The organism is Methylacidimicrobium sp. AP8, from assembly GCF_903064525.1.
Lineage (GTDB): Bacteria > Verrucomicrobiota > Verrucomicrobiia > Methylacidiphilales > Methylacidiphilaceae > Methylacidimicrobium.
The window spans coordinates 895214-921042 of sequence record NZ_LR797830.1; the positions used below are offsets into that span (position 1 = coordinate 895214).

20 protein-coding genes and 1 pseudogene are annotated in these 25829 nt (G+C 65.0%); 12 read left to right on the forward strand and 9 right to left on the reverse strand.

Annotated elements, in window-relative coordinates:
- Window positions 1-113 precede the first annotated feature (113 nt).
- The gene (locus tag MTHMO_RS04050; protein ID WP_202213644.1) at window positions 114-2303 is read right to left on the reverse strand and encodes a serine hydroxymethyltransferase; all 2190 of its coding nucleotides are present in this window, start codon (window positions 2301-2303) and stop codon (window positions 114-116) included.
- A 357-nt stretch (window positions 2304-2660) separates the two neighbouring features.
- On the opposite strand from MTHMO_RS04050, the pseudogene MTHMO_RS04055 reads away from it, so the two are divergent.
- Window positions 2661-3223 (forward strand): annotated as a pseudogene (locus MTHMO_RS04055) (IS607 family transposase).
- Window positions 3216-4844, forward strand: a complete 1629-nt coding sequence (locus MTHMO_RS04060) for a transposase (RefSeq protein ID WP_202213645.1) — start codon at window positions 3216-3218, stop codon at window positions 4842-4844. Before MTHMO_RS04055 ends, MTHMO_RS04060 begins: the two are co-directional and overlap by 8 nt.
- 314 nt (window positions 4845-5158) lie before the next feature.
- Here the strand turns inward: MTHMO_RS04060 and MTHMO_RS04065 are convergent, their stop codons facing one another.
- Complete coding sequence (locus tag MTHMO_RS04065) at window positions 5159-5734, reverse strand: septal ring lytic transglycosylase RlpA family protein (protein ID WP_237394752.1); 576 nt, start codon at window positions 5732-5734, stop codon at window positions 5159-5161.
- 49 nt (window positions 5735-5783) lie between these two features.
- Entirely contained in the window at window positions 5784-7313 is a 1530-nt protein-coding gene (locus MTHMO_RS04070) for a GIY-YIG nuclease family protein (RefSeq protein ID WP_370568220.1), read from the reverse strand.
- A gap of 36 nt (window positions 7314-7349) precedes the next feature.
- Between MTHMO_RS04070 and MTHMO_RS04075 the strand changes: the two genes are divergently transcribed.
- Together MTHMO_RS04075 and MTHMO_RS04080 are read left to right on the forward strand one after the other, a co-directional pair.
- Window positions 7350-9536 carry a protein-disulfide reductase DsbD gene (locus tag MTHMO_RS04075; protein WP_202213646.1) on the forward strand — a complete coding sequence of 729 codons (2187 nt, stop codon included), beginning with the start codon at window positions 7350-7352 and terminating at the stop codon, window positions 9534-9536.
- Window positions 9533-10270 carry an aminotransferase class IV gene (locus tag MTHMO_RS04080; RefSeq protein WP_202213647.1) on the forward strand — a complete coding sequence of 246 codons (738 nt, stop codon included), beginning with the start codon at window positions 9533-9535 and terminating at the stop codon, window positions 10268-10270. Before MTHMO_RS04075 ends, MTHMO_RS04080 begins: the two co-directional genes overlap by 4 nt.
- Here the strand turns inward: MTHMO_RS04080 and tatC are convergent.
- From tatC to MTHMO_RS04095, 3 genes are all read right to left on the reverse strand, one after another.
- Window positions 10267-11070 (reverse strand): twin-arginine translocase subunit TatC, encoded by an 804-nt coding sequence (tatC, locus tag MTHMO_RS04085; protein WP_202213648.1) that lies wholly within the window; start codon window positions 11068-11070, stop codon window positions 10267-10269. The two genes, MTHMO_RS04080 and tatC, sit on opposite strands and share 4 nt — an antisense overlap.
- Window positions 11071-11072: 2 nt before the next feature.
- Entirely contained in the window at window positions 11073-11771 is a 699-nt protein-coding gene (locus MTHMO_RS04090; RefSeq protein ID WP_202213649.1) for an epoxyqueuosine reductase QueH, read from the reverse strand.
- 86 nt (window positions 11772-11857) lie between these two features.
- A complete protein-coding gene (locus tag MTHMO_RS04095) occupies window positions 11858-13195 on the reverse strand; it encodes a nicotinate phosphoribosyltransferase (RefSeq protein WP_202213650.1) in 1338 nt (445 codons plus the stop codon).
- Between the two features lie 140 nt (window positions 13196-13335).
- Between MTHMO_RS04095 and atpD the strand changes: the two genes are divergently transcribed.
- The 8 genes from atpD to MTHMO_RS04135 are packed head-to-tail and all read left to right on the forward strand — an operon-like array spanning window position 13336 to window position 19681.
- Complete coding sequence (atpD, locus tag MTHMO_RS04100) at window positions 13336-14766, forward strand: F0F1 ATP synthase subunit beta (protein WP_202214836.1); 1431 nt, start codon at window positions 13336-13338, stop codon at window positions 14764-14766.
- Complete coding sequence (locus tag MTHMO_RS04105) at window positions 14763-15176, forward strand: F0F1 ATP synthase subunit epsilon (RefSeq protein ID WP_202213651.1); 414 nt, start codon at window positions 14763-14765, stop codon at window positions 15174-15176. Before atpD ends, MTHMO_RS04105 begins: the two co-directional genes overlap by 4 nt.
- A 21-nt stretch (window positions 15177-15197) precedes the next feature.
- Complete coding sequence (locus tag MTHMO_RS04110) at window positions 15198-15527, forward strand: AtpZ/AtpI family protein (RefSeq protein WP_237394753.1); 330 nt, start codon at window positions 15198-15200, stop codon at window positions 15525-15527.
- Window positions 15524-16204 carry a F0F1 ATP synthase subunit A gene (locus tag MTHMO_RS04115; protein ID WP_202213652.1) on the forward strand — a complete coding sequence of 227 codons (681 nt, stop codon included), beginning with the start codon at window positions 15524-15526 and terminating at the stop codon, window positions 16202-16204. The genes MTHMO_RS04110 and MTHMO_RS04115 overlap by 4 nt, the downstream gene beginning before the upstream one ends.
- A 16-nt stretch (window positions 16205-16220) precedes the next feature.
- A complete protein-coding gene (gene atpE / locus MTHMO_RS04120) occupies window positions 16221-16490 on the forward strand; it encodes an ATP synthase F0 subunit C (protein ID WP_202213653.1) in 270 nt (89 codons plus the stop codon).
- A 33-nt stretch (window positions 16491-16523) separates the two neighbouring features.
- Window positions 16524-17270, forward strand: a complete 747-nt coding sequence (locus tag MTHMO_RS04125; protein ID WP_202213654.1) for a F0F1 ATP synthase subunit delta — start codon at window positions 16524-16526, stop codon at window positions 17268-17270.
- Between the two features lie 3 nt (window positions 17271-17273).
- A complete protein-coding gene (locus tag MTHMO_RS04130; RefSeq protein WP_202213655.1) occupies window positions 17274-18800 on the forward strand; it encodes a F0F1 ATP synthase subunit alpha in 1527 nt (508 codons plus the stop codon).
- A complete protein-coding gene (locus MTHMO_RS04135) occupies window positions 18797-19681 on the forward strand; it encodes a FoF1 ATP synthase subunit gamma (protein ID WP_202213656.1) in 885 nt (294 codons plus the stop codon). Before MTHMO_RS04130 ends, MTHMO_RS04135 begins: the two co-directional genes overlap by 4 nt.
- On the opposite strand, the gene merR is transcribed toward MTHMO_RS04135, so the two are convergent.
- The 3 genes from merR to MTHMO_RS04150 all read right to left on the reverse strand — a co-directional run bounded on the left by merR (window position 19678) and on the right by MTHMO_RS04150 (window position 25784).
- Window positions 19678-20178 carry an Hg(II)-responsive transcriptional regulator gene (gene merR, locus MTHMO_RS04140; protein WP_202213657.1) on the reverse strand — a complete coding sequence of 167 codons (501 nt, stop codon included), beginning with the start codon at window positions 20176-20178 and terminating at the stop codon, window positions 19678-19680. The two genes, MTHMO_RS04135 and merR, sit on opposite strands and share 4 nt — an antisense overlap.
- A gap of 546 nt (window positions 20179-20724) precedes the next feature.
- Window positions 20725-23091 carry a phosphoketolase gene (locus MTHMO_RS04145; RefSeq protein WP_202213658.1) on the reverse strand — a complete coding sequence of 789 codons (2367 nt, stop codon included), beginning with the start codon at window positions 23089-23091 and terminating at the stop codon, window positions 20725-20727.
- A 119-nt stretch (window positions 23092-23210) separates the two neighbouring features.
- The gene (locus MTHMO_RS04150) at window positions 23211-25784 is read right to left on the reverse strand and encodes a DNA topoisomerase III (protein ID WP_202213659.1); all 2574 of its coding nucleotides are present in this window, start codon (window positions 25782-25784) and stop codon (window positions 23211-23213) included.
- Window positions 25785-25829 lie beyond the last annotated feature (45 nt).

Genomic DNA, 25829 nt, shown 5'->3' on the forward strand with positions numbered 1-25829 from the left:
TTTTTGGCGGAGTGCATAACCGGTTGGTGAATCGGTTTCCCGATTAAGCGCTTCCGCATTCCGCTTGTCAATCGACTCTCGAACCGGAAAGGAAGTTTCCGCACGGGTCCCGGCTAGGAGGGAAGCGGAAACTCCCGGGTGGCGGACAAGACCTCTTCCCGTATCTTCTCGAGGGCGGCGGCGTCGTGGCGATGGGACAAGGCTCGATGGATCCATTCGCCGATGTCCAACATCTCGTTTTCCCGCATGCCCCTGGTGGTGACCGCCGGGGTTCCGAGGCGGATCCCGCCTGCTTGGTAGGGGGGGAGTGTGTCGAAAGGAACCGCGTTCTTGTTGACCGTGATCCCCACCCGGTCCAGAAGCTCCTGGGCCTCCTTCCCCGTAATCCCTTGGGGGCGAAGATCGATCAGAAGAAGATGGTTCTCGGTGCTTCCCGTGACGAGGCGGTAGCCATGGCGCTTGAGCGATTCGGCCAGCGCGCGGGCGTTGCGCACGACTTGATTCTGGTAGGCCTGAAACTCGGGCTGGAGCGCCTCCTTCAGACAGACCGCTTTCGCGGCGATCACGTGCATGAGAGGCCCGCCTTGAATGCCCGGGAAGACCTGGGAGTCGACCTCCTTCGCAAAGGGGGCCCGGCAGAAGATCAGGCCGCCTCGAGGGCCGCGGAGGGTCTTGTGCGTGGTTGTGGTGACGAAGTCCGCGTAGGGAATCGGGGAAGGATGCAGGCCGGCGGCCACTAGCCCCGCGATATGGGCCATGTCGACGAAGAGAAGGGCCCCGACCGAATCGGCGATCCGTCGCAGGGCGGCGAAGTCGATGACGGCGGGATACGAAGAGGCTCCCGCGACGATCATCCGCGGCCGATGGGCTTCCGCCGCCTTGGCGAGCCCGTCGTAGTCGATCCGTTCGTCCTCCGGGCGGACGCCGTAGTGGGCGACGTGGAAGAACCGCCCCGAGAAGTTCATCTTGAAGCCATGGGTGAGATGGCCGCCGTGGGCCAAATCCATGCTTACGATCGTGTCGCCGGGCTGAAGGCAGGAGAAATAGACGGCCATGTTGGCCTGGCTCCCCGAATGGGGCTGGACGTTGACATGTTCGGCGCCGAAGAGCTCCTTGGCCCGTTCGATGGCCAGCCGCTCGATTCCGTCCACGTTCTCGCAGCCGCCGTACCATCGCCTGCCCGGATAGCCTTCGGCATACTTGTTGGTGAGGCAGCTCCCCTGCGCCTCCATGACGGCGCGGCTGGTGAAGTTTTCGGACGCGATCAGCTCGAGATTCTCGCTCTGCCTCCGGCTTTCCCGCTCGATGAGCGCGTAGATCTCGGGATCGGCGGCCGGAAGGGCGGCAGCCGGTATCGCCTGGGCCGAGCGGGCCGGAAGCTTGCTCAGGAGCTCGATTTTCCTCATCGGCCGGTCGTGCCTGGCCGGATCCGGCTCGGTGAGCAGCCATGCGTGCAGAATGGCCGGGAGCTCGGCAGCGGCGACGGCATCGGATCCCAGGCAGAGGACGTTGGCCGAATAGCGGCGGCGGGCTGCGGCGGCTTCCTCAGGGCTTGCAACACGCACCGCCCGGATGCCGGGAATCCGGTTGGCGGCGATCTCCATCCCCATTCCGTCCTGGGAAAACAGAAGACCTAAGGATGCTTTCCCTTGGACGATCGAGCGGGCAACCCGCTCCGCATAGTCGGGGTAGTCCACGGGCAGCTCGTTCATCGTCCCGCAATCCTCGAAAAGGATCTGGCTCCCCTTGAGCCAATCGCGCGCCGCCTGCTTGAGAGCCAAGCCGTAATGATCCGAGCCGAGGGCGATCCGCACCCGCTCGCTTTCCTCGGAGTGGGGAGATCGCTCCGACTCGAGCACGAACGAAAGAATCTTCGGCATTGCCTGGCGCATCTGCTCCCGGCAGAGGCGGTAGATTTCGATGGGGCTGCCGATCGGGTCCGGGATCTCGCGGGAGGAAAGAGGAAGGTCGGGATCGAACTCGAGCAGCAGATAGGTCTTCTCGGCGGCGGAGGGATAGAGCAGGAGGATCGAGTCGAGATGGGCGTAGCTCATGCAGAAGATGAAGTCGGCGCGGCGTACCAGCTCCGCAGAGATCGGCTTGCTGCGTATGCCCGATATGTCGATGCCGATCTCCTGCATGACGTCGATCGCTTGCTGGCTCGGCATGATCCCGCTCACCGCGCCGATACCTGCGGAATCGACCCGGATATCATGACGGCCCTGCACCAGATCTTGAAGCAATCCCTGCGCCATGGGGCTCCGGCAGACGTTTCCGGTGCAGACAAACAGAACGTTCTTCATGGATGGAACGACGACAGAATCATCCGGCCGGGCGGTGCCGGGCCTTCCGAAGGAGATGGATAAGTTGCTGGGTCAATTCAATGAGTGCGTAAGCATACTCATCCCGCTTTGTGAGTGGAAACGATTTTTTCTCCTCGGGCGAATTGGCCGAATCGGCTCGTTAAAAAAAACACTGGAGGACCGCAGAGGCCGTGAAGATGAGTCAACGGGTTGCAGAAGAGGGGTTCGGGCGGATGCGTGAGCGATATGCCGGGAGCGGAGGAAGGGGCGGATGGTCGAGGAGTTCCGCAAGCGGTGGGGTTGCCAGCAGCTAAACAATATATGGACACATAGCCAGTTTAATGGCAGTATGTCCAAGTGAAGTTGAGTGTCTGGGCCAAGCGGCAGGGCAGTTGCTACAAGACAGCTTGGCGGATGTGGAAGGAAGGGCGTTTGCCCGTCCCGGCCGAGCAGTTGCCGACCGGAACGGTGATCGTGCATGCGGAGCCCTCACAACCCAATGGGGTCGCCCTTTACGCACGGGTATCGAGCTCCGATCAGAAAGCGGATCTGGACCGGCAATTGGCTCGGCTGACCGAGTTCGCGCTCAAGCAAACGGTTGCCGATCGTCAAGGCCGTCAAGGAGGTCGGCTCCGGAATGAACGGCCATCGGAAGGGCCTGATCGAGCTGCTCCGTGATCCCAATATCGGCGTCATCCTGGTCGAGCATCGCGACCGGCTGATGTGCTTCGGCTTGGAGTACGTGGAAGCGGCTTCTGTACGCGCAGAGCCGATCGGTTCTAGTGGTCGATCCGGACGAGATGACCGACGATATCGTGCGCGACCTGCATGAGGTCATCGTTTCGATGTGTGCCAGGCTTTACGGGAAGCGATCCGCCCGGAACCGCGCCGAGAAGGCGCTCAAAGCGATCCATGAGTAAGCGCCCTGTTTTCACCTACCAGACCCGGTTGAGGTTGACGCATGAGCAGACTTCGTGTCTTGACGCCTATGCGGCGCTCTACGGGCGGGCGCAGCGGACTCTTTTGGCCAGGATGCGGGCGGGCGTTTCCATAAACGAACTCAAGCGGTCGTTTCTGCGCCGGTTCGGCCTCACCGCCCGGCAGTTCAACGCCATTCGGGTCGAGCTCGAGGGCAAGATCGCCTCGATCCGGGAAAGGCGGCCCGAGTTGATCGAGGAAGCCAAATGGCGGATCCGGAAAGCGGAAGAGGCGGTCGGCCGACTGGAGAAGAAGCATCCGGGATCGAATGTCGTGCACCAGAAAAAGCGGCGGCTTGCCGTCCTGCGGGCGAAGCTCGAGGCGCTTCTGGCCGATCAGGAGTCCGGCCGGGTCCGGCTCTGTTTCGGTTCCCGACGCCTCTTCCGGAAGCAGTTTTCCCGGGAAGAGAACGGCTATGCGGACCATGCCGCATGGAAGAAGGATTGGCAGGCGGAGCGGAGCAGCCAGTTCTTCGTGCTCGGATCGAAGGACGAGGCCTCGGGCAACCAGTCCTGCCAAGCCGCAGTCGCTCCGGACGGCGGCCTGCGGCTGCGGTTGCGGCTGCCGTACGGATGGGGAAGCACGAGCAAACACCTGGTGCTCGAGGGCGTGCGCTTGGCCTACGGCCAGGAGGAAATCCTCCAGGCCCTCTCCGCCGGCCGGGTCGTGACCGGAACAACCAAGACCGGGAAGCTCGTCCGCAAGCCGGAGGGAGCTGCCGTAAGCTACCGCTTCGTGCGGGACCGGAAGGGGTGGCGGGTATTCGCAAGCGTCGAGGCGCAACCGGTTGCCCTGGTGACACGCCGCCTTGCCGGAGCGATCGGCGTTGACAGCAACCCGGATCATCTTGCCTTGGCCGAAACGGATCGCTTCGGGAATCTCGTGGAAATCCGCCGGATCGGATTGCATCTCTATGGGAAGAGCGAGGAGCAAGTGAAAGCCGCGATCGGCGATGCGTGCCGGCAGATCGCCCGGGCCTGCGCCGAATCGGGCAAGCCGCTCGTGATCGAGCGATTGGATCTTCGCAAGCGGAGGGCCGAGCTGGAGGCGGTCGATGGCGTCCGGGCTCGCTCGCTCTCTTCCTTCGCCTACGCCAAGACGATCTCCATGCTCAAGGCGGCTTCCTTTCGTGCCGGAGTCGAACGGATCGAAGTCGACCCGGCCTACACTTCCGTGATCGGCGCGGTCAACCACGCGCGCCGTCATGGCATCGGTTCTCACCAGGGCGCGGCCTACGCCATCGCCCGGAGAGGATTGGGCCTATCCGAGCGCCCGTCCGTGCGGGAGGCGGTCGTGCCGACCCGCAATGGCGGCCATCTCACCTTCGCCCTACCCGCGAGGAATCGGGCGAAGCATGTATGGTCGTTCTGGGCGGACGTTCGGAAGGGGCTCAAAGCGGCGCATGCAGCGCATGCCCGGTCGGGAGGCAACCATCTGCCTCCCGCGCCTCTGCTCCCGAAATCGCGGGCATTGGGCGCTACCCGGGCTTTGCCGGCGAAACCCCGGCACGCGAACCGTCGGCAGCACTGTTCGGCCGACGTCCTGGACGATCTTCCCTGGTAGGGGAATGGTTGTCTATGGTTTTAGGAACGGCTATTCCCCCAAAGCATGGAATCCGGCCTTGATCCGGCAGGCGGCAGAACCGATGGCCGGGAAGGGGCCGGCGGTGCCCCTGTGGCTTGCCTGCCGCCGAAACACGCTAAGCCGCTGGAGGAGGCCCATTGCCGGAGGAGTCCTGCGACGCGATCGATCGGCCTGGAACCTCATCCGCTGCGTGAGGGCCGAGCGACTTTGGCCACAGAACCGGGCGGTTCCCTGAAGAGCCGCCTTCCGCTATCATCGAAGTTTGCGGCGATGGATAGTAAGGGAGTATCCGATTAGGAGGGGAAAGCCCCTCGCGGCTCCGGTTGCACACGCGTCTGAGAACGGCAGCGGATTCCCCGCGGCGGCGATGCGGGCAGAGTCTTTGGAACGGGCCGACGAAGAAAAAGTTGCCGAGGGAACGAGGGAAGGATCCGGAGCTCAACCGGGGCCAAGCCGTCGGAGAGCATGCCGAGCCGGTCGGCGGCAGCCCGCGAGAGATCGATGATCCGCCCTTTTTTGAACGGGCCCCGGTCATTGATGCGGACGACCGCCGTCCTGCCGGTTTTGAGGTTGCGGACCGCCACGATGGTCCCGAACGGCAGGGTCGGATGGGCGGCGGTCATCGCGTTCGCCCGGAAGCGTTCCCCGGAGGAGGTGATGCGCGACTCCCCGTACCAGCAGGCGATTCCTTTGGCGCGGAAGGCGGAAGCCGCCGGGCTCGGAACCGGCTTCGCTTTCGAGACGGAAGCGGGCGATGCGAAGAGGAGGGCCGCCGAGAAGAAGCGGAAGCCTGCTTGTCGGGAGAGGAACGCCGAAGCCACTCTAGCATTGGGAACCATATCGATGATGGCCAATACGCTAAGGAGCAAGGCTTCCTACCGTCAATAAAAAACGCATTAAGGCAACGGGGGCGAAGAATCAGGAGCTCGTGCGGTTCTCCTCCAAGGCCCCGCTAACCGGCTGAAGATCTCCGGCCAGATAGCGGCTCACCGCTTCGGCCAGCTTGCGGCCGATGCCCTTGACTTCGGCGATCTCGTCGACGGAAGCCTTGCGGAGCCGCTCGACCGAACCGAACCTCTGCAGCAGGAGGCGCTTGCGGTTGCGGCTGATCCCGGGGCAATCGTCGAGGACGCTCTCCCGGACCCGCTGGCGGAGCAGGAGCTGATGATAGGCATTGGCGAAGCGGTGCGCCTCGTCGCGTAGCCTCTGGAGGAGGCGGATCGCTCCCGAATCCTTCGGTAGCTGGAGCGGAAGCGGCTGGTCCGGTCGATAGATCTCCTCGTTCTCCTTGGCGAGTCCAATGATCGGAACGTCGCCCAACCCGAGGGCGAGAAGCTCCCGCCGCGCGGAAGAAAGCTGGCCGGCCCCTCCGTCGATGACAATCAGGTCGGGGGGGCGCATCCCCTCGTCCAAAACCCGGCGATAGCGCCGGGATACCGCTTCGGCGATGCTTGCGAAGTCGTCTTGGCCAGCTACGGTGCGGATCCGGTATCGGCGGTAGCTTCCCCGCGCCGGCTTCCCGTCCTCGAAGGCGACCATCGAGGCGACCTTGTGCAAGGTCGAAATGTTCGAGATGTCGAAGCACTCCATGAGTTGCGGAGGAGCGGGGAGCCCTAAGGCGGCTGCGAGTTCCTGCAAGTCCCGGCCCGGGTCGATCGCCGGCTCGTAGGCGCGGAGGAAGCGTTTGACGGGCCGGATCGTCTGCTGCAGATCCTCCCAGAGGTTCCGCAGCTCGGCCGCTCGTTCGAAGTCGAGCCTGGCGGCCGCCTCCTCCATCTTCTTGCGGATTTCGTCGGCGGTCTCCCGGGACTTCCCCTCGAGGAAGGCGCAGGCGGCCTCGACCCGTCGTCGATACTCCTCCTGGGTCACGGTCCCGAGGCAGGGAGCGCAGCAGTTCTTGATGATCCGGTCGAGGCAGTGTTTATAATCCCGTTCGCCGGGGACCAACGGAGAGCAGGAACGGAGGCCGAAGACCTTTTTCATCCAATTGATCGTCGTCCGCAGCGCGCCGGAGGAGGCGAAGGGGCCGAAGTAGCGGCAGCCGTCGTCCTTGCGCAGACGCGTGATCTGGAAGCGGGGAAAAGGCTCCCGTAGGTTCGTCTTCACCAGGAGGAAGCGCTTGTCGTCCCGGAAGCTGACGTTGTAGCGCGGACGATAGTCCTTGATGAGCTTCCCCTCGAGCAGGATCGCCTCGGCTTCCGAGCGTACGGTGTGGTACTCGATGTGCCGGGCGACATCGAGCATCGCCCGTACCTTGCGATCGGCCGCGCCTCGCCGCGAAGGATGGAAATATTGCGTGACCCGCTTGCGGAGGTTGCGCGCCTTTCCCACGTAGATGACGCGGTCGAACCGGTCGCGGAAGAGGTATACACCGGGCGCTTGCGGGAATTCGCGCGCCGCCTTTTCAAGCTCGGATCGGTAAACGCTCATCCGAATCGACTCTACCATGGCATGTTTTCGGGCGTACGCCTACTATAGGTAACTATGCTCGAATGGGAGAGAGGAGCTTGGCTTTTTGCGCTCGCGCTCGTTGCGGCGTCCTGGACGGGCGGGCCTTCACCCGTCCAGGCTGCGGAATCCCTTCCGGCCCGCAGCCGGCATGTCGAAGCCACGCTGCTCTCGGAGACCGACTCTCTATCTCCGGGGGTACCGGTCCTCCTGGCGGTGCGCCTCCGGATGGATCCGGGGTGGCACACCTATTGGCGGAATCCCGGAGATGCCGGATCCCCGACCCGCATCGACTGGAACCTGCCCTCAGGCTTCGAAGCAGGACCGATCCAGTGGCCGGTGCCGCAGATCATTTCGGTTCCTCCCCTGACCAGCTATGGCTACGAAGGGGAAGCTTGGCTCTTGATCACCGTGACCCCTCCGGCGTCGCTGCCGGTCGGGCAGACCCTCGCCCTCTCGGCGAAGGTGAGCTGGGTAGAGTGCGCCCAGAGCTGCCTCCCGGGGAGCGGCGAGCTGGTCCTGGTCCTTCCGGTCTTGGCGGCTCCGGGAAAGATCGATTCCTCCCTGCGGGCGGGATTCCAGCGCGCGCGGGACGCCCTGCCCCAGCGCCCGCCGCATACCGTGCAGGCGAGCACCTGGGTCGATCGGGGCAAGCTTTACCTCGAGCTCAAAAGCACCGAAAAGAAGGCGGTCATGCTCGAGTCGCCCCGCTTCCTGCCCGCGGAGGAGGGCCTGATCGCCGACAGCGCGCAGCAGTCTTTCCGCCTCAAGCAGTTCGGCATTCAGATCGAGATTCCCGAACGCCCCCGGGCTAAGCCTCTTCCCAGAACGCTGGAAGGACTCCTGCTCGCCCAGTCGACCGAATGGAAGGGGACCCGGAAGATCGCCTGGGAGATCCGGGCGGCGCGGGTGCCGCCTCCGGTCAGCCTTCGCGCTCTCCCCGGTTCCCGGAGCTTCTGGCTGATGATGGGCTTTGCCTTCCTGGGCGGGCTGATCCTCAACTTGATGCCCTGTGTGTTTCCGGTCCTTTCCCTCAAGGTGCTCCATCTGGTGGAGCAGGGGCGGGAGGAAGGCAAGACCGCCTTCGCGCACGGGCTGGCCTTTGCGGCCGGCGTGGTCTCTTCCTTCCTCGTCTTGGCGGCGATCCTGGTCGTGCTCCGGGCGCAAGGGGCGCAACTGGGATGGGGCTTTCAGCTGCAATCCGCCCCGTTCGTCGCGTTTCTGGCCGTCCTCTTCTTCCTGGTCTCCTTGAGCCTTTTCGGGGTCTTCGAGTTCGGCGCCTCCTTCGGAAGGGTAGGGCAGGCCGCCGAGCGGATGCACGGTCTGTGGGGGAGTTTCGGAAGCGGGGTGTTGGCGACCGTGGTGGCCAGCCCGTGCACCGCTCCGTTCATGGGGGTAGCGCTCGGCTTCGCCCTGACTCAGCCGTTCTGGGTCTCCTTGCTGGTCTTCGGGGCCCTGGGGTTGGGGGTGGCTACCCCGGTCTTGCTCTTCTGCACCTTCCCGTTCCTGTTGCGGCTGCTGCCGCGGCCGGGCCGGTGGATGGAAGATTTCAAGCAGCTCTTGGGTTTTCCCATGATGGGGGCCGTCGTCTGGCTTCTCTGGGTCTATGGGAAGCTGCGCGGAATCGACGGGATCGGGTCTCTGCTCCTGGGCCTTGTCGGAGTCGGATTCGGCGCCTGGCTCTACGGGAGGTACGCGAACCCGAGCCGGATCCTGCCGGTGCGGCTCCTGGCGGGGCTGGCCGGGGTGCTCGTAGTCGGCTTGACGATCGGTTATCTCCTGCGGGACGCTACTGCGGGCCGCAAGGCGGAGGAGCCCTGGGTCCCCTATTCGGCCGCGCGGTTGAGCGAGCTGCGGGCCGAAGGGGTTCCGGTCTTCCTCGATTTTACGGCGGCCTGGTGCTTGACCTGCAAGGTCAACGAGCGTGTCGCTCTGGATAATGCGGAAGTGCGCAAGCGGTTCGCCGAGCGGGGAGTGGTCTGGATGGTTGCGGACTGGACCAACCGGGATCCGGCGATCACGCAGGCTTTGACCGAGCTGGGCAGAAGCGGGGTTCCGACCTACGTGCTCTATCCCCCGGACCCCCAGTCGCAACCGAAGCTGCTGCCGGAGCTGCTGACCCCCCGCATCCTCCTGGAGGAGATCGATAGGCTCCCGAGCCCGCCGATCGCTAGGCCGGGAGCCGCACCCGCGCTCTCCGCCACGCCGCAGGTCCGGCCGTGAACCGCAGCGGGCTCTCGTCGGCGCCGGAAGGAGGCCGTTCGTTTTTTCCGGGGTTCGGCGCATTCGAGACGCTGCGGGTCGAACAAGGGACCCCGCAGTTTGTCGAGGAGCATTGGCGCTCCCTCGGCTTAGCGGCCGAGGCCCTGGGCATTGCGCGAAAGATCGACTTCCGGACTCGGGCTTCCGCGCTGCCGCCCGGGGAGACGGGCCGGTGGCGCTGGGTGATCACCTGGGAGGATCAGTGGGATGATTTTGCCCGGGAAAAGGTTTCCGATCGGACCGCCTACTCGCTCGAACCGGCTCCCCAGCGCGTCGGCTCGGAGAATTGGGATGCCCGCTTCAAGACGCTCAGCTACTTGACCAGATGGCAGGCTCGGCGGTCGGTGACGGCCGACGAGGCGCTCCTGTGCAACGAGCGGGGCGAGATCGCTTCCGGAGCTTGCACCAATGTCTTCTGGGTGCGCGGAAAGTCGATCTACACGCCTTCCCCGGAAGCGGGCTGCCGAGCCGGTGTGATCCGCGGCTGGATCCTCGGGCGCGCGACGGTGATCGAAGGGCGCTTCCCCCTTTCCGCGCTCGACGACGCGGAGGAGATCTTCCTGACCAACAGCTGGATCGGAGTCATGCCGGTCAACCGGTACCTGGGCCGGGCCTTTCCCGTCGGTCCGGTCGCCCGCCGGCTGCGCAAGGAGCTCGAAACCGCACTGCACGGCGGAAAGAGGGATGCACGCTAAAGCGGGAGGTCGTGCTCCTCGGGTCCGATTCGCTCCGCGGGCGGGAGGGGAGAGGAAAGCCGACCGCTCCGCTTCCGTTCGAGGCCGATCGCGAACCAGAGGGAGGCTTCGTAAAGGAGGTACATCGGGACCGCAAGCAGGGCGAGGGTGAACGGATCGGATGTAGGGGTGATGCAGGCGGCCGCGATGACGATGGCCACGATCGCGTGGCGGCGGTACCGGCGCAGAAGCTCGGCGCGGAGGATGCCGAAGTAGGTGAGGAGGACGACGACAAGAGGGAGCTCGAAGGCGAGGCCGAAGCCGACCACCATCTGGACGACGAAGTCAAGATAGTTGGGTAGGGTCCACTGGGTTTCGACCCCCAGGCTGTGGCTGTACTGGATGAAGAAGCGGAGGGCCTGGGGGAGGAGGACGGCGTAGGAAAAGAAGCCGCCGAGGAGGAAGAGGAAGGCTCCGGCGGAAAAAACCGGGAAGAGCGCCCTCTTCTCCGCCGGGGTGAGCGCGGGGAGAAGAAACTCGCCGACGAAGTAGAGGACGGCGGGCAGGGAGAGGACGACTCCGGTCAAGAGGCTGATTTGCAGTTGGACCGAGAAGGGATCGACGACCCCGAGGAAGCGGAGAATCTTGGCCGGGTCTTCTCCCGCCTGCTTGAGGGGTGCGAGGAGGAGTCCGAGGATCGGCTTGGTGGCGGCGAAGCCGACCGCGGAAGCCAAGGCCAGGGCGGCCAGCGCCTTGAAGATCGTCCAGCGCAGATCTTCCAGATGCTCGAGGAAGGGCTTCTCGTCGGAGGAAGGGGGCATTCCTAATCGGGAGGCGCCGCCGGTGCGGCGCAGCGGGGGTCCGGCGGCGACGGACTTCCGTAAAACTTCTTTCCCAGCTCGATCTTAGGTCGCCCATGCGCGGTCCGCCAGCGGTTGGCGTCGCGCAGCGAATAGAGGCAGCCGCAATACTCCTGCTGGTAGAAGCGTTCTTGGCGGGAAATTTCGATCATCCGCTGGGATCCGCCGCGCTTTCTCCAGTTGTAGGTCCAGTAGGTCAACCCGGGATAGCGAGCGGCGGCGCGCATGCCGGCCCTGGTGACCTGGTCGAAGTCCTTCCAGCGCGAGATGCCTAGGCTGCTCGTGAACACCGGGAAGCCGTGCTCGGCCGCGTAGAGGGCGGTCCGCTCGAAGCGCAAGTCGAAGCAGACGGTGCAGCGCGCCCCCCGTTCCGGCTCCCATTCGAGGCCGCGCACCCGGGCAAACCAGCGATCGGTGTCATAATCGGCGTCGATGAACGGAACGGAGAGCTTTCGGGCGAAGGCGATGTTCTCCCGCTTGCGCAGCTCGTACTCGCGAAGGGGATGGATGTTCGGATTGTAAAAGAAGACCGTAAGCTCGCAGCCCGCCGCCAGGATGCTCTCCATGACGGCTCCGGAGCAGGGGGCGCAGCAGGAGTGGAGAAGGACCTTCCTCGCCCCCAAGGGGGGCTCGAGCGTCGGAGCCGGAGTTGGTCGGCGCATTTTCTTTATCGTAACCCAAGCGCTGAACGGCGTCCCTTGGCAAGCGGAAGTTGCCGGAGGAATCTCCCGCTTTCCTCATTTCCGCGTCACCGGAAGGAGCGCTCGAGGGTAGCGCGCAGAGCTTCGAGCTTAGCCGAGAAGCGAACCGGGTAGGGAACCGCCGCCGGAGCGAGGTCGCGCAGATCCTCCGGTAGGGCCGCGAGGGATCGGGCGGCCCGCTCCCGGACCGAACGCAACGATTCCGGGGGAGCCAGGCGTTTGCCCTCCCGCATCACGGGAAGCAGGAGAGGAGTGCCCGGATGGTCTTCCCCGTCGAGAGCCACGAGGTCGGAAAGCGCCTTGCCGTCGCGGCCGTGCTGCCGGAAGACCTGCTTGCGTCCCGGCCAGGTCGCCTTGCCTTCCGACCGCTTCCGCCGCGGCTTTCCCGCGTACTCCTCGAGCTTATAGACGCAGTCGAGGTACGGAGCATCCGAGGAGGTGTCGAGGGAGGTTCCGATCCCGAAACCGTCGATCGGGGCTTCGGTCCGGACGAGCTCCCGGAGCCGTTCCTCATCGAGGTTCCCGCTCGCGAAGATGCGGACGTCGGCTAGGCCCGCGCGGTCGAGGATTTGGCGGATCGCCCGCGCATGGGCGCCGAGATCGCCGCTGTCGATCCGGACGGCCAGTGGGCGGATCCCGCGCTCCTGCAGCCGCGGAACGAGCGCGGCCAGCTTGCGGACAGCCTGCTGGGTGTCGTAGGTGTCGACGAGGAAGACCGCCCGGTCGGGGTTGGCTTCGGCGAAACGGAGGAAAGCCTCTTCCTCGGAGTCGTGGGCTTGGATGAAGGAGTGGGCCATCGTCCCGGAGAGGGGGATGCCGAATCGCTCGCCGGCCAAAACAGTGGCGGTCGCTGCGAAGCCTGCCAAGAAGGCCGCTCGGGCCGCGTAGAGCCCCGCCTCCGCGCCGTGCGCCCGGCGGAGGCCGAAATCGACCAGCTCCTTGCCGGGGGCGGCCAGCACCGCCCTTGCCGCCTTGGAAGCGATCATGGTTTGGAAGTGGAGCAGGTTCATGATCCGGCTCTCGAAGAACTGCGCTTGCGCGATGGGTGCGGTCACCCGAAGGATCGGCTCCTCCGGAAAGAAGACCGTGCCCTCGGGCATCGCGTGCACCTCTCCCCGGAAGCGAAAATTCCGGAGCCATTCGAGGAACTCCCGCCGGAAGCCCTGGGTCCCCAGCCAGTCGATCTCCTCGGGCTCGAACCGGGCCGATTCGAGGAAGGCGAGCACCTGCTCGAGCCCGGCGGCGACGAGGAAGTTCCGATTTTTAGGAAGCTTGCGGACGAAGAACTCGAAGACGGCCGTCTCGTTCATGGCCGCGTGGACATAGCCCTGAAGCATGGTCAGCTCGTAGAGGTCGGTGAGGAGCAGGGTCGATTCGAGGTTCATGGTCCGGCTGGAGGAAATACAACTACATGGCCGAGAAGCGCGCCGGAGGCAAGCCGGCGATCCCGCCTCTTCGCGCCGGGCGCGGCTTCCGAACGGCTGCTTGCGTGCGCCGAACCAACGGTGATAGGCTTTCCGCCGTGATGGCGCCTGCCGCCGACGATGGACCCCATTCTCCTCCTTCGCCGGCGGTCGTCGGTCGGATCGTGGAGGTCCACGGGCCGGTGGTCGATATCGAATGCGATCGCCTGCCCCCCATTCACTGGTGCCTGCGGACCTGCTTCGATCACGAATGCTACACCTTCGAGGTCCACCAGCACCTCGATGCGCATCATGTCCGGGCGATCACCCTCCATTCGACGGCAGGCCTGCGCCGGGGCATGCCGGTAGAGGACGGGGGCGGCTTTCTCCGGGTTCCCGCCTCGCGGGCGTGCCTGGGACGGCTGGTCAACGTCTTCGGGGAGCCGCTCGACGGGAAGGAGCCGATCGCCGCGACCGAGTACCGGAACATCGTCCAGGACCCGCCCCCGATTTCGGAGATGATCGGGGCGAAGGAGATCCTGCGGACCGGTCTCAAGGTCATCGACCTGCTCTGCCCGTTTGTCAAGGGAGGCAAGACCGGGCTCTTCGGCGGAGCGGGCGTGGGTAAGACGGTGCTCATGATGGAGTTCATGCATGCCGTCGCTTCCATCTACCAAGGCGTGTCGGTCTTCGCCGGAGTAGGCGAGCGGATTCGGGAGGGTCACGAGCTCTGGCATTCGATGCAGGAGGCCGGGGTCATGGAGCAGACCCTGATGGTTTTCGGCCAGATGAACGAGTCGCCCGGCGTCCGCTTCCGGGTAGGGCTCACGGCACTCGCCTACGCCGAGTACCTGCGGGACACTCTTCAGAAGGAAGTGCTCTTCCTGATGGACAACCTTTTCCGCTTCGTTCAGGCCGGCAGCGAGGTTTCCGGGCTCTTGGGGCGGATGCCGGCGATGGTCGGCTACCAGCCGACCCTTCTGACCGAGGTGGCGGAGCTCGAGGATCGGATCGTCTCGACCCAGCGGGGCAACATCACGGCCGTCCAGGCGGTCTACGTTCCGGCCGACGACATGACCGACCCGGCGGTCATGGCGATCCTGAGCCACCTCGACACGGTGGTGATCCTCTCGCGGGGACAGGCCGCCAAGGGGTTCTACCCGGCGGTCGACCCCCTTCTTTCCACGAGCCGGATGATGGATCGGGCTTTTCTGGGCGATCGCCACTACCGGATCGCCGTCGAGGTCCGGAAGGTCCTCGCCCGGTACAAGGAGCTCGAGGACATCATCAACCTTCTGGGCATGGAGGAGCTTTCCGAGGAGGATCGAAAGACGGTCCTGCGGGCGCGCAAGCTCCAGCGGTACCTGACCCAGCCGTTCTTCACGACCGCAACGCACACCGGGATTCCCGGGCAATCCGTGCCGCTCGAGGAGGTGCTCGACGACTGCGAAGCCTTTCTCCGGGGGGATTGGGACGGCTTGACCGAGGAGCAGTGCTACATGCGCGGGAGCATGAAGGAGCAAAAGAAGGAGGAGCGGAAGAAGGGAGCATGAGAGTCTTTTCGCTGATCCTGCGCGATCCGACGCAGATGGTACGGCGGGACGACGTCGTCTCCTTGGTGGGGGCGGACGCCTCGGGAAGCTTCGGAATCCTCGCCGGCCACGAGCGCTTTCTTACCTCTCTGCGGCTGGGATTGGCCCGGTTCCGCGCGGAAGCGGGCGACGTCACCTATCTGGCGCTGGCCGGAGGGCTCCTCTCCTTCGAGGGCAACACGGCGACGATCTGCACCCGGCATTTTTTTCTCGACCGGGACCGGGACCGGATCGCTCAGGCTCTCGAGGGAGAGATCGAGCGGGAAGAAGCCGATCTGCGGGAGATGCACGCCCTTGCACGCAATCTCGAGCGGGAGATGCTCCGCCGGCTCCGGGAGCTCGGCCGGACGGCTTCCAAGCCGATGCTGTAGGGCCGGGGAGGGCCGCGACTCGTGGAGGGTGACGAAAAGGACGGAAAGAACCGGGAAGTCCGGCGGAAGCCGACGGAAGAAGACCGAAGGCGGCTGGCTAGCCAGGTAAGCCAGGACGTGGAGAGGATGAAGAGGGCCGAACAGGAGAAGCACCGCATTCTTTCCTCCTGGCTCACCCTCGGAACGATCGGTCTTCTCTTCATCCTTCCGGTCGTCCTCGGGGCCTTCGTGGGCCGCTGGCTCGACGAGCACCTGGCGGGCTATGCCATCCACTGGACGATCACGGGGATTCTCTTGGGGGTCATTCTCGGCGCCTGGAGCGTCTACAACCATATCCGACCCAACCTATGAGCTCGGGAGGACTTCTTGGGCAGCCGACTTTCCGGATCGGCTCCTTCGCCGTGAGCGAGTCGGCGGTGACCGCGACGGTGTTGACGATCCTCTTGGTCGGGGCGGCCGGCTGGGCGAGGAGCCGGCTGCGCCTCCGGGATCCCGCCGGCTGGCAAGTCGTCGTCGAGGCGGCGGTCCAAGCGATGGACACTACTGTGCGCGAGTCGATTCCCAAGGCGCCGGAACGCGTCCTGCCGCTGGTCGGGGCGCTCTGGATCTATATTCTTTTCGCCAACCTGATCGGGCTGCTCCCCGGGCTCCATTCCCCGACGGGGGATCTTTCGGTGACGGGGGCCTTGGCGGTGATCGTCTTTCTGGCAGTGCCCTATTACGGGCTGCGCGCCGAGGGCCCGGCCGCCTACCTGCGAGAATATTTTACCCCGATGTTCTGGATGTTCCCTTTTCATGTGATGAGCGAGCTGACCCGAACCTTGACCTTGGCCGTCCGGCTCTTCGGGAACATGACGGGAATGGAGGTCGCCATCGGCATCCTCCTGCTGCTGGCCGGATTCCTGGTGCCGGTCGCCTTTCTTTTTCTCCATCTGATCGAGGCGCTCTTGCAGGCCTACATTTTCGGGATGCTGGCCCTGGTCTACATCTCCGGAGGCATGCAGGCGCTAGCGGAAAAGGAACAATAACGGGAGGAATCAGACGATGAGCGAGTTGGGCATGTTTACTACCCTTGTGACCGCTTTGGCGGTTCTGGCTATGGGGGTAGGCGTCATCGGGCCAGGGATCGGCATGGGGATGGCGATCGCCAAGGCCCTCGAGGCATTGGCCCGTCAGCCGGAGGCCGAAAAGTCGATCATGCGCTGGCTCTTGATCGGCCTGGCGATGATCGAGTCGCTGGCGATCTACGTGCTGGTCATCGTGCTCATCGTTCTCTTCCGCAGCCCGATGCTCGATTACCTGCTCCATAAGTAGGTTCCGGGTGGAATCGAACGAGAGGCGATCGCCGTGAGCTTGGACTGGACGACCTTTCTTCTTCAGGTCTTCAACTTCCTGGTCCTGGTCTGGCTGCTCCGCCGGCTCCTCTTCCGTCCCGTCCTGCGGCTGATCGCGGAGCGGAAGGAAGCGACGGCAAAGGCGTGGGAAGAAGCGGAGAGGATCCGGAAGGAGGGCGAGGATCTCCGGAGCGCCTACGAGAACCGAATGGCCCTCTGGGAAGCGGAAAAGGAGAAGGCGCGCGCCAAGCTTTTCGAGGAGATCCAGGCGGAACGGAGCCGCCTCCAGGCCGAAAATGACCGGCTCATCCGGGAAGAGCGGGAGCGGGCGCGGGCGGCAGAGGCCCGCCGGCTAGCCGCGCTTTCCCAGGAAGCGGAGGCCCGGGCGCTGCGGATCGCCAGTCAGTTCGCCAGCCGCTTTCTCCGCGATCTGGCCACACCGGACCTGGAGGCGAAGCTGATCGACCGGGCGGTCGAGGAGATCGAGCGGCTGCCCGAGGCGCAGCTGGCGGAGATCCGGAGCTCGGTAGCCCGGGAAGGCGTGGAGCGGATGGAGATCCGGACCGCCTTCGCCCTGACGGAAGAGCGGCGTGAGCGGTTGGCGAAAGCCTTGCAGAAAGCCTGCGGAAAGGAGTTGGCCTGCGAATCCTTTGTCGACGGTTCGCTCGTGGCGGGCGTCCGCGCTATCGTCGGCAGCTGGATGGTCCGTGCCAACGTGAAGGACGAGCTGGCATTCTTCGCTGCGAAAGGAGGGGGCTGAATCATGCCGGAAGAGAAGGAGCTTTCTCCGCTCGAGCAGAAGGCGAAATGGGTCGAGCGGTACCGGTTCGCGCCGGAGGTGGCCGAATTCGGCCGGGTCATTTCCGTCGGAGATGGGATCGCCTGGGTCGACGGTCTCTCCTCGGCCGCCATCGACGACCTGCTCGAGCTGGAGGACGGGAGCCAGGCGCTGGTCTACAGCCTGAGCGCGGAGTCGGTCGGGGTAATCTTGCTGGTGCAGACGAGTCGGCTGACGGCCGGCACGCTCGTCCACCGGACCGGGCGGCGGCTGAGCATCCCCGTCGGAGATTCGCTCCTGGGGAGGGTGGTCGATCCCGTAGGGAACCCGCTCGACGGGAAGCCGCCCCCCGCTGCCGATCGGACCGGGCTGTTGGAGGCTCCCGCACCGGCGATCATCGACCGGGACTATGTCGATCAGCCCCTCTACACGGGAAACAAGATCGTCGATGCGATGATCCCGATCGGCAAAGGGCAGCGGGAGCTGGTGATCGGGGACAACGGGCTGGGCAAGACGACCTTCTGCCTGGATATGGTCATAAACCAGAAGGGACGGGACGTGCTTTGCGTCTACGTCCTGATCGGCCAGAAGCGATCGAGCATCGTTCAGGTCGTGGAGACGCTCCGGGCGCAGGGCGCCCTGGAATATACGGCGGTCGTGGTGGCCGAGGCGACGGCGCTTCCCGGTCTCCAATACCTGGCGCCCTTCGCCGGCTGCGCCTTGGCCGAGGAGTGGATGCGCGCCGGGAGGCAGACGCTGGTCATCTACGACGATCTTTCCCAGCATGCGCAGACCTATCGGGAGCTCTCGCTCCTCTTGCGTCGGCCCCCGGGGCGGGAGGCCTATCCCGGAGATATCTTCTATCTCCATAGCCGGCTCCTGGAGCGGTCGACGCGCCTGACCGCCGCCCAAGGAGGGGGAAGCCTGACGGCGATCCCGATCGTGGAGACCCAGCAAGGGGAGCTCGCCTCCTACATCCCCACCAACCTGATTTCGATTACCGACGGACAGGTCTTCTTCGAGCAGAGCCTTTTCGCCGCGGGCATCCTGCCGGCGATCGACGTCACCCGATCGGTCTCGCGCATCGGAGGAGCGGCGCAGCATCCGGTGCTGCGCAAGGAGGCCGGGCGGATGAAGCTCGATTATCTCCAATTCCTCGAGCTCGAGGTCTTCACCCGGTTCGGAACCAAGCTCGAGGCATCGCTCGAGAGGAGAATCCAGCGGGGAAGGCTGCTTCGGGAGCTTCTCAAGCAGGATAAGCTCGCTCCGGTGACTCCCGAGCAAGAGTTCGGATGGCTCTTGGCCTTCAACGAGAACCTCTTCGATCCGATCGCGCTCGACCGGGTGCGGGCCGCGCAAGCCGCGCTGTTCGCCCGCATCGACCGGTCGGGCTTGACCCTGGAAGAGCCCCGCGAACGCTGGCTTGCCTTGGCTAAGGAGGTCCTGGTCCCGCTGGTCCCCCCGCCGCCTCCGTCGCCTTCGCCGAGGCAGGCCGCCTCCGTCGCCGCATGAGCCGCCGCCGGGAAGTGCTCCGCTATCGCCGCTCCCTCCGGGAGATCGGCGAGATCATGAAGGCCATGAAGAACATGGCATTGGTCGAGGTGCGCAAGCTCGCCAAATTCGCGGGTGTGCAGCGCGACCTGATCGCGGCGCTGGAGGCGATGGCCGAAGCCTTCTATGGATCCCATCCCGAGCTGCTCCCGCCGGATCGGCCCGGGGATCGGCCTATCTACCTGCTCCTGGGCTCGGAACGGGGCTTTTGCGCCGATTTCAACTCGTCTCTGGTCCGTTTTTGGGAGGAGCGGGTTCGGGAGGTCGCGGGAAAGGGGGATTACGAGCTGCTCCTGGTCGGAGCGCGGCTGGAGGCCCGCGCGGCGGGCTTTCCCAAGATCACTAGAGCTTTGGCGGGGCCGAGCGTCTGGGAGGAAGTCGCCGGCTTTCTCCCGCGCCTGATGGCTGCGATCCGGGAGCTGGTCGAGAGGGGAGCGACCGGACTGATCGTCGTCTTCCACGAGTCCGACCGGGAGTCGATCGAGGAGCGGAGGCTCCTGCCCCTGCCGATCGCGGCCGAAAAGCTCCGGAAGCGGGTTCCGGGGCCGGCTCCCCTGCTGCAGATTCCCGCGCGGGACTTCTCGGAGGATCTGGTCGAGACCTATCTGCTGGCGGCCCTGCACGAGGCACTCTATTCGTCGCTGGCCGCCGAGAACCGGAAGCGGATGGAGCACATGCAGAACGCGCTCGACCAGCTGGACAAGCGGGTCGCCGAGCTGACGAACGCGGCAAACCGGCTCCGTCAGGAGGAGATCACCGAGGAGATCGAGGTGATCCTGCTTTCGGCCGAGGCGCTCCGGCGGAAGGAGGCGCGGAAAAGGATTCCCAGGCCGGCAGGCTAGCAAAAAGGCCGACGCTCTGCGGCTCGCGCAACGGGAGTCGCGCGTCTTTTCCCCGGCGGCCGATCGGATGGTGCCGGCCTCGTCAGGTCGGCTCTGTCTTGCAGCGATGCGATCAGCGGACAAGAGACATGCCCGTGCTGCGAGCGGCAGGCGGATACCAGGCCGGAGAGCGTGGTTTCTATGCGTGCCAGATCGGCGATCTTTTCCCGCACGGCCTTGAGCTTGTTCTCGGCCACCTGGGCGGCTTCCTCGCAATGGGCGCCGTCGTCCAGCCGCAGCAGGTCCGCGATCTCCTTCAAGCTGAATCCGAGCCGTTGGGCCGACTTCACGAACTTCACCCGAGCCACGTCCGCGGCGCCATAGCGGCGGACGCCCCCGTGAGGCCTGGCGGGTTCCCGCAGGAGGCCTTTGCGCTGGTAGAACCGGATCGTCTCCACGTTGACTCCGGCCGCCTTGGCAAAACCGCCGATGGTCAGCTTCTCCCCGGTGTTTTTCATCTCGCTCGATCGGGGCTTGGACCCGTAACGATCAGAGGCTGCGCGTGAAACGGAACACAAAGCAGGGACGGCCGATCCGCAGCATCTACGAAGCTCTTCTCTCGTCCGATATCCTTTTTCGGATAAGCGGTCCCCCTTTCCTTTCGAAAAATCGGTTGGTCCTGCTCCGTCCTCACTATGGCACGACTATTGCACAGGTTCATAGCCGAAAAGCCGTCCGGCTACGCCGCGGCGGATTCGGCTGAACTCATCCAATCGGAGCTCGAAGAATTCCTGGTCCTCGTTGTATCCCCCGTGGCCGGCTCCCACGCAGGCGAAATCGGAAAGAAACTCGATAGCCGCAATCCACTTGAGTTGCTTGAAGCCAAGCCGCCATTTCTCACAAGCTTTCTCCTACGGCTTGCAAAACGGTCTCGGTCTGCTTCGCTCCCGCTTGGTTTTCCTCGCACTATGTCTTCCTGCAGCTCCGGTGGAAAACCTGCGCCCCGCCTCGCACCCAAGCCCATTTGCGGTGCCTCGGCTACGAAAGTTGTAAGAAATGGCGGGCTAGCCGACCGCCGGGCGCGGGGCGCTCCACGTCCAATTCTGGATTTCCGGCATGTCGTCGAGATGGCTTTTCACGTAGATGCGGTGTTCCGCCAGCTTGGCTTCGAAAAGATCGATCGCCGGCTGGGCGCGCGAGGCGAGCCGGGGGACGCGGCGGAGCGCTTCGATGGCGAGGTGGTACCGGCTTATCTCGTTGAGGACGACCATGTCGAAGGAGGTCGTCGTCGTCCCTTCCTCGACGTAGCCCCGCACGTGGAAGCGCGCCGGATTGGGCCGTCCGTGCACCAGGTCGTGGACCATCCGCCGATAGCCGTGGAAGGCGAAGATCACCTCCTTCTCCTCCGTGAAGAGGTTGACGAAATCCTGATTATCCATTCCATGGGGGTGGTAGGCGGGGGGAGAGAGGACCATCAGGTCGACGACGTTGACGACCCGCACCCGCAGCTCCGGCACGTGGGTCTGGAGCAGCCAGGCGGCGGCGACCGCTTCCAGCGTCGGGACATCGCCGGCGCATCCGAGAACAATGTCCGGATCCCCTCCATCGTTTCCGGCCCAGCTCCAGACGGAAGCGCCGCGGGCGCAATGCACCCGGGCCTCCTCGATGGTCAACCATTGGAGCGCCGGCTGCTTCTCGGCGATGATCAGGTTGATGTAGTGCCGGCTGCGCAGGCAGTGGTCGAGTGTCGAGAGAAGGGTGTTTGCGTCGGGCGGAAGATAGATCCGGACGACGTCCCCCTTCTTGTTGATTAAGGTGTCGATGAATCCCGGCCCTTGGTGGGTGTAGCCGTCGTACTCCTGCCGCCAGACATGGGAAGTGAGCAGGTAGTTGAGGGAAGCAATGGGATGGCGCCAAGGAATCTCTTTGTAGAGCTTAAGCCATTTCGCATGCTGGCTGGCCATCGAGTCGAGCACGGTGGCGAAGGCCTCGTAGGAGACCAGGAGCCCGTGCCTCCCGGTCCACAGGTAGCCTTCGAGCCAGCCCTCGCAGGCATGCTCGCTTAAGACCTCCATCACCCTTCCGTCCGGGGAGAGGTTGTCGTCTCCCGGCAGGACCTTGGAAACCCAGCAGCGGTCGGTCACCTCGAAGACCGCACCCAGCCGGTTCGAATCGGTCTCATCCGGGCAGAAGACCCGGAAGTTGTTGGGATTGCGCCGGAGGACGTCGCGGATATAGTTGCCCGCCACCCGCGTGGCTTCCGCATCCACCGTCCCGCGCGGCTTGATCGCCACCGCGTAGTTGGCGAAGTCGGGCAGATCGAGATCGACCAGGAGCTTTCCTCCGTTGGCGTAGGGGCTCGCGCCCATCCGGAGGTCGCCTTTCGGCGCGAGCGCCTCCAGATCGGGCCGGAGCCTTCCGTTCTCCAGGAAGAGCTCTTCGGGCTTGTAGCTCCGCAGCCAGCTTTCGAGCAGCCGGAGGTGCTCAGGGTTCTCGCGCGCGTCCATCAAGGGCGAACGGTGGGACCGGTAGGTGCCCTCAAGGGGAACGCCGTCGACCTCCTTGGGACCCGTCCAGCCGTCCGGGGTCCGCAACAGGATCAGGGGCCAGCGGGGACGCCCCTTGACCCCGCTTTCCCGAGCCTCCTTTTGGATGGAGCGGATCTGCCCGTAGGCCTCGTCCAGCGCTTGCGCCAATTCGGGATGCACCTTGACGGGATCGGAACCGGCGACCGTGAGCACCTGGTATCCAAAGCCCGCGAAAAGCAGGCGAAGCTCCTCGTCCTCCATCCGGCCGAAGACCGTCGGACCGGAGAGCTTGCCGTCGTTGACGTGGAGGATCGGCAGCACCGCCCCGTCCCGTTTCGGGTTGAGGAAGTTGATCGACTGCCAGCTTCCGGAGAGGGGGCCGGTCTCCGCCTCGCCGTCGCTCACGACGGCGACCGCGATCAGCTCCGGATTGTCGAAGGCCGCTCCGAACGCATGGAGCAGGGAATAGCCGAGCTCTCCGCCTTCGTGAATCGACCCCGGGGTCATCGCCGATACGTGGCTCGGCACGCCTCCCGGCGAGGAAAACTGCCGGCAGAACCGGGTGAGTCCCGGCAAATCGCGGGTCATCTCGGGATAGAATTCGGTATAGGTGCCCTCCAAGTAGACGTTGGCCAGGACGGCGGAAGCGCAGTGGCCCGGGCCGGTGAGGAAGAGGAAGCGAGCACCGGTATCCTGGATCAGCCGATTGAGGTGGACGTAGATCAAGTTGAGGCCCGGCGCGGATCCCCAGTGGCCGCGGATCCTCGGCTTGAGATGCTCGGGGCGCAGCGGTTCCCGGAGCAGGGGATTCTCCTTGAGGTAGAATTGAGCCGCGGCCAGGTAGTTGGCGGCGCGCCAGTAGGAGTCGAGCTTTGCCAGTCTTTCGGCGGAGAGCGGGGTCATGATCGGGCCAAACCTCCCAATAGAGTGTTACGGTGGATTACGCCGGTCCCGGCGTGACGCCAGCATGGCAAAACGGCCGGCCCGATGGCAAGCCCGCCTCCAGTGCGGCGGCGGGCGCGCTACTTTTTGTCGTTCTTCCCGGACGCCCGGCGGGAGGGCTTCTTCTCCGGGGTCTTCTTGGCACGGGCGGGCGCTCGCTTGTTGCTGCCGGCCGAAGCGGGGGAGCCCGCCTCCAGTGCGGCGGCGGGCGCCCGCTTTGCGAACGTGAAGCCGATCTTTCCCCCGTCCTTGAGCTCCAGGAAAGCCGAGAAGCGGCGCTTGGTCTTCCGGGAGAGAAAGCCCGAGAGCAGTCCGGTCTTCCGGTCGCGCAGCAGCTGGGCGATCTCGGCGCGGGAAATCGGCCGACCGAGGATCTGCTTTCCGATCCGGAACGAGCAGCTCGGACTTTCCTTGAGGGCGTGCTCGCAGGCGTAGGCGGCGGCGGTCTCGACCACGCCGCCGCCGTCGACCGGACAGGAGCCGAGGGGTTCCGGATCGATGATCCGCGGGGGATCTTCCTCGGAGCCCTCTTCGGCGAAGACGAAGGCGACCTTGCCGTCGGGGCCGAGCTTGAGCCGAGCCGAAAAAGGCCGGCCCGAGCGGCTGCGAAAGCCCGAGAGGGGGCCGATCTCTCCCTCTCTCAGGAGCACGGCCACCTCCTCCCGGGAAAGAGGCCGGCCGGCCAGAAACTTCGGAATCCGGAAGCCTTCGGCCGAACGGTAGTCATAGAGAGTCTCCACGAGAGGGGAGCCGTCCGGAGCCTGGACCTCCATCGGCTTGACGTAGGCGTCGGCCGAGCCGAAGCGGCGTGCCTGGTCGACGATCTGGCGGGTCAGCCGGCGGATCTCTTCCATGAAGCGAGGCCGGGTGAAGGATCCCCGCTCGATCTGCTGGAGCTTCCATTCCCAGTCGCCCGTCATCTCCGGGGAGGAGAGCACGGGGATTCCCGCGGCCTGCAGCAGGTCGAAGAGCGCAAAGGCCTTCGGCGTGGCCAGAAGCTCCCGCCCCTCGCGGCGAAGGTACTCTTCCTCAACGAGGCCGTCGATGATGGCCGCCCGGGTGGCGGGCGTGCCGAGCCCCTTCTTGGCCATCGCCTCCCGGAGCTGCTCCTCTTCCACGAGCTTTCCGGCATTCTCCATGGCCGAGAGGAGGGTCGCTTCGGTGAAGTGAGGCGGCGGCTTGGTCGAGAGCGTGACGACTTCGACGGCTTCCGCGCGTGCGCTCGCCCCGGGAGGAAGGGGGGCGAGGTTCGCGTCTGGCTCCGCTCCCATCTCCTCCGCCGCCTCTCTCCCGTAGACGGAAAGCCAACCGGGATCGCGGAGGATCTTCCCTTCGGTCCGGAAGCTCTCTCCTTCGACCACCGTGATCCGGGTGAGCGATTCGAAGCGGGCCTGGGGATAGAACACGGCCAGGAAGCGCTTGCAGACCAGGTCGTAGATCCGCCGCTCGGCCGGATCCAGGCCGCCGGGCAGGGTGCCCGTCGGGATGATCGCGAAGTGATCGGAGACCTTGGCGTTATCGAAGATCCGCCTGTTGGGACGGATCCAGCCGTTCTCGAGAATCGCCCGGGCCGCGCCACCCCAAAGCCCTACGAGCTTTTCGATTACGCCGCGGACGGTCGCCGGGAAGTCTTCGGGAAGGTGGCGGGAATCGGTTCTCGGATAGGTGAGGACTTTGTGGACTTCGTAGAGGGCCTGAGCGATCTGCAGGGTCCGCTTGGCGCTGAAGCCGAAGCGTCCGTTCGCTTCCCGCTGGAGGGAGGTCAGGTCGAAGAGGGGCGGAGGAGATTGCAGGACGGCCTTCCGCTCCTCGCTGACGGAGCCGCTTTTCCCGAGGCACTTCTCCCGGATCGCCCGGGCCCGCGCCTCATCCCAGATTCGCTCGGGCCTCTCTTCCGAGGAGTCGCCTCGCCGGCCGGAGGCGGAGATCCCGGGATCGAACCAGCGGCCGGTGTAGGAGTGGGCGTCCGCCTGGAAGGTAGCGTGCAGCTCCCAGTAGTTGCGGGGGCGGAAATCCTGGATCTCCCGGTCCCGCTGGACGACGATCGCCAGCGTCGGCGTCTGCACCCGGCCGACCGGGGTAAGGACGAAGCCGCCCGGCCTCGAGTGGATGCCGGTCAGCGCTCGGGTTGCGTTGATCCCGATCAGCCAGTCGCTTTCGGAGCGGCAGAGGGCCGCCTGGGCCAGAGGCTCCATCTCCTCTTGGGGACGAAGGCGGCTCAGGGCTTGACGGATCGCCTCCGGCGTCATCGATTGGAGCCAGAGACGGTCTACCGGCTTCCGGACGCGGGCGTACTCGATCAAGTAGCGGAAGATGAGCTCGCCCTCCCTCCCCGCGTCGCAGGCGTTGATAATCCGCTCGACATCGCTGCGCCGGAGCAGCTGGAGAAGCAGATCGAGCCGCCGCTTGGTCTGGGGGATCGGGCGCAGCCGGAAGGAAGAAGGGAGGATCGGGAGATGCTCGAGCGACCACTCCTTGTGCTTCTCGTCCATCTCGCCCGGCCTGCAGAGCTCGACCAGATGGCCGATCGCCGAGGAGATGACATAGCGGTCGTTCTCGTAGACGTCCTGGCGTCCCTGGGAAAATCCGCCGATGGCCGAGGCGAGATCGGCGGCCACGCTCGGCTTTTCGGCAATGATCAGGGTCTTAGCCATACGTTCCCGAGTGAAGGGCCCGAGATGCTTTTTAGCCGCCGCCCG

Bases quoted from the DNA above. Each gene is read 5' to 3' on its own strand.
- MTHMO_RS04090 (WP_202213649.1), bottom strand. From the start codon at position 11,771: ATGCGCCGACCAACTCCGGCTCCGACGCTCGAGCCCCCCTTGGGGGCG.
- MTHMO_RS04105 (WP_202213651.1), top strand. From the start codon at position 14,763: ATGAGAGTCTTTTCGCTGATCCTGCGCGATCCGACGCAGATGGTACGG.
- MTHMO_RS04150 (WP_202213659.1), bottom strand. From the start codon at position 25,784: ATGGCTAAGACCCTGATCATTGCCGAAAAGCCGAGCGTGGCCGCCGAT.
- MTHMO_RS04095 (WP_202213650.1), bottom strand. From the start codon at position 13,195: ATGAACCTCGAATCGACCCTGCTCCTCACCGACCTCTACGAGCTGACC.
- tatC (WP_202213648.1), bottom strand. From the start codon at position 11,070: ATGCCCCCTTCCTCCGACGAGAAGCCCTTCCTCGAGCATCTGGAAGAT.
- merR (WP_202213657.1), bottom strand. From the start codon at position 20,178: ATGAAAAACACCGGGGAGAAGCTGACCATCGGCGGTTTTGCCAAGGCG.
- MTHMO_RS04130 (WP_202213655.1), top strand. From the start codon at position 17,274: ATGCCGGAAGAGAAGGAGCTTTCTCCGCTCGAGCAGAAGGCGAAATGG.
- MTHMO_RS04060 (WP_202213645.1), top strand. From the start codon at position 3,216: ATGAGTAAGCGCCCTGTTTTCACCTACCAGACCCGGTTGAGGTTGACG.
- MTHMO_RS04135 (WP_202213656.1), top strand. From the start codon at position 18,797: ATGAGCCGCCGCCGGGAAGTGCTCCGCTATCGCCGCTCCCTCCGGGAG.
- MTHMO_RS04145 (WP_202213658.1), bottom strand. From the start codon at position 23,091: ATGACCCCGCTCTCCGCCGAAAGACTGGCAAAGCTCGACTCCTACTGG.
- MTHMO_RS04070 (WP_370568220.1), bottom strand. From the start codon at position 7,313: ATGGTAGAGTCGATTCGGATGAGCGTTTACCGATCCGAGCTTGAAAAG.
- MTHMO_RS04075 (WP_202213646.1), top strand. From the start codon at position 7,350: ATGCTCGAATGGGAGAGAGGAGCTTGGCTTTTTGCGCTCGCGCTCGTT.
- atpE (WP_202213653.1), top strand. From the start codon at position 16,221: ATGAGCGAGTTGGGCATGTTTACTACCCTTGTGACCGCTTTGGCGGTT.
- MTHMO_RS04050 (WP_202213644.1), bottom strand. From the start codon at position 2,303: ATGAAGAACGTTCTGTTTGTCTGCACCGGAAACGTCTGCCGGAGCCCC.
- MTHMO_RS04115 (WP_202213652.1), top strand. From the start codon at position 15,524: ATGAGCTCGGGAGGACTTCTTGGGCAGCCGACTTTCCGGATCGGCTCC.
- atpD (WP_202214836.1), top strand. From the start codon at position 13,336: ATGGCGCCTGCCGCCGACGATGGACCCCATTCTCCTCCTTCGCCGGCG.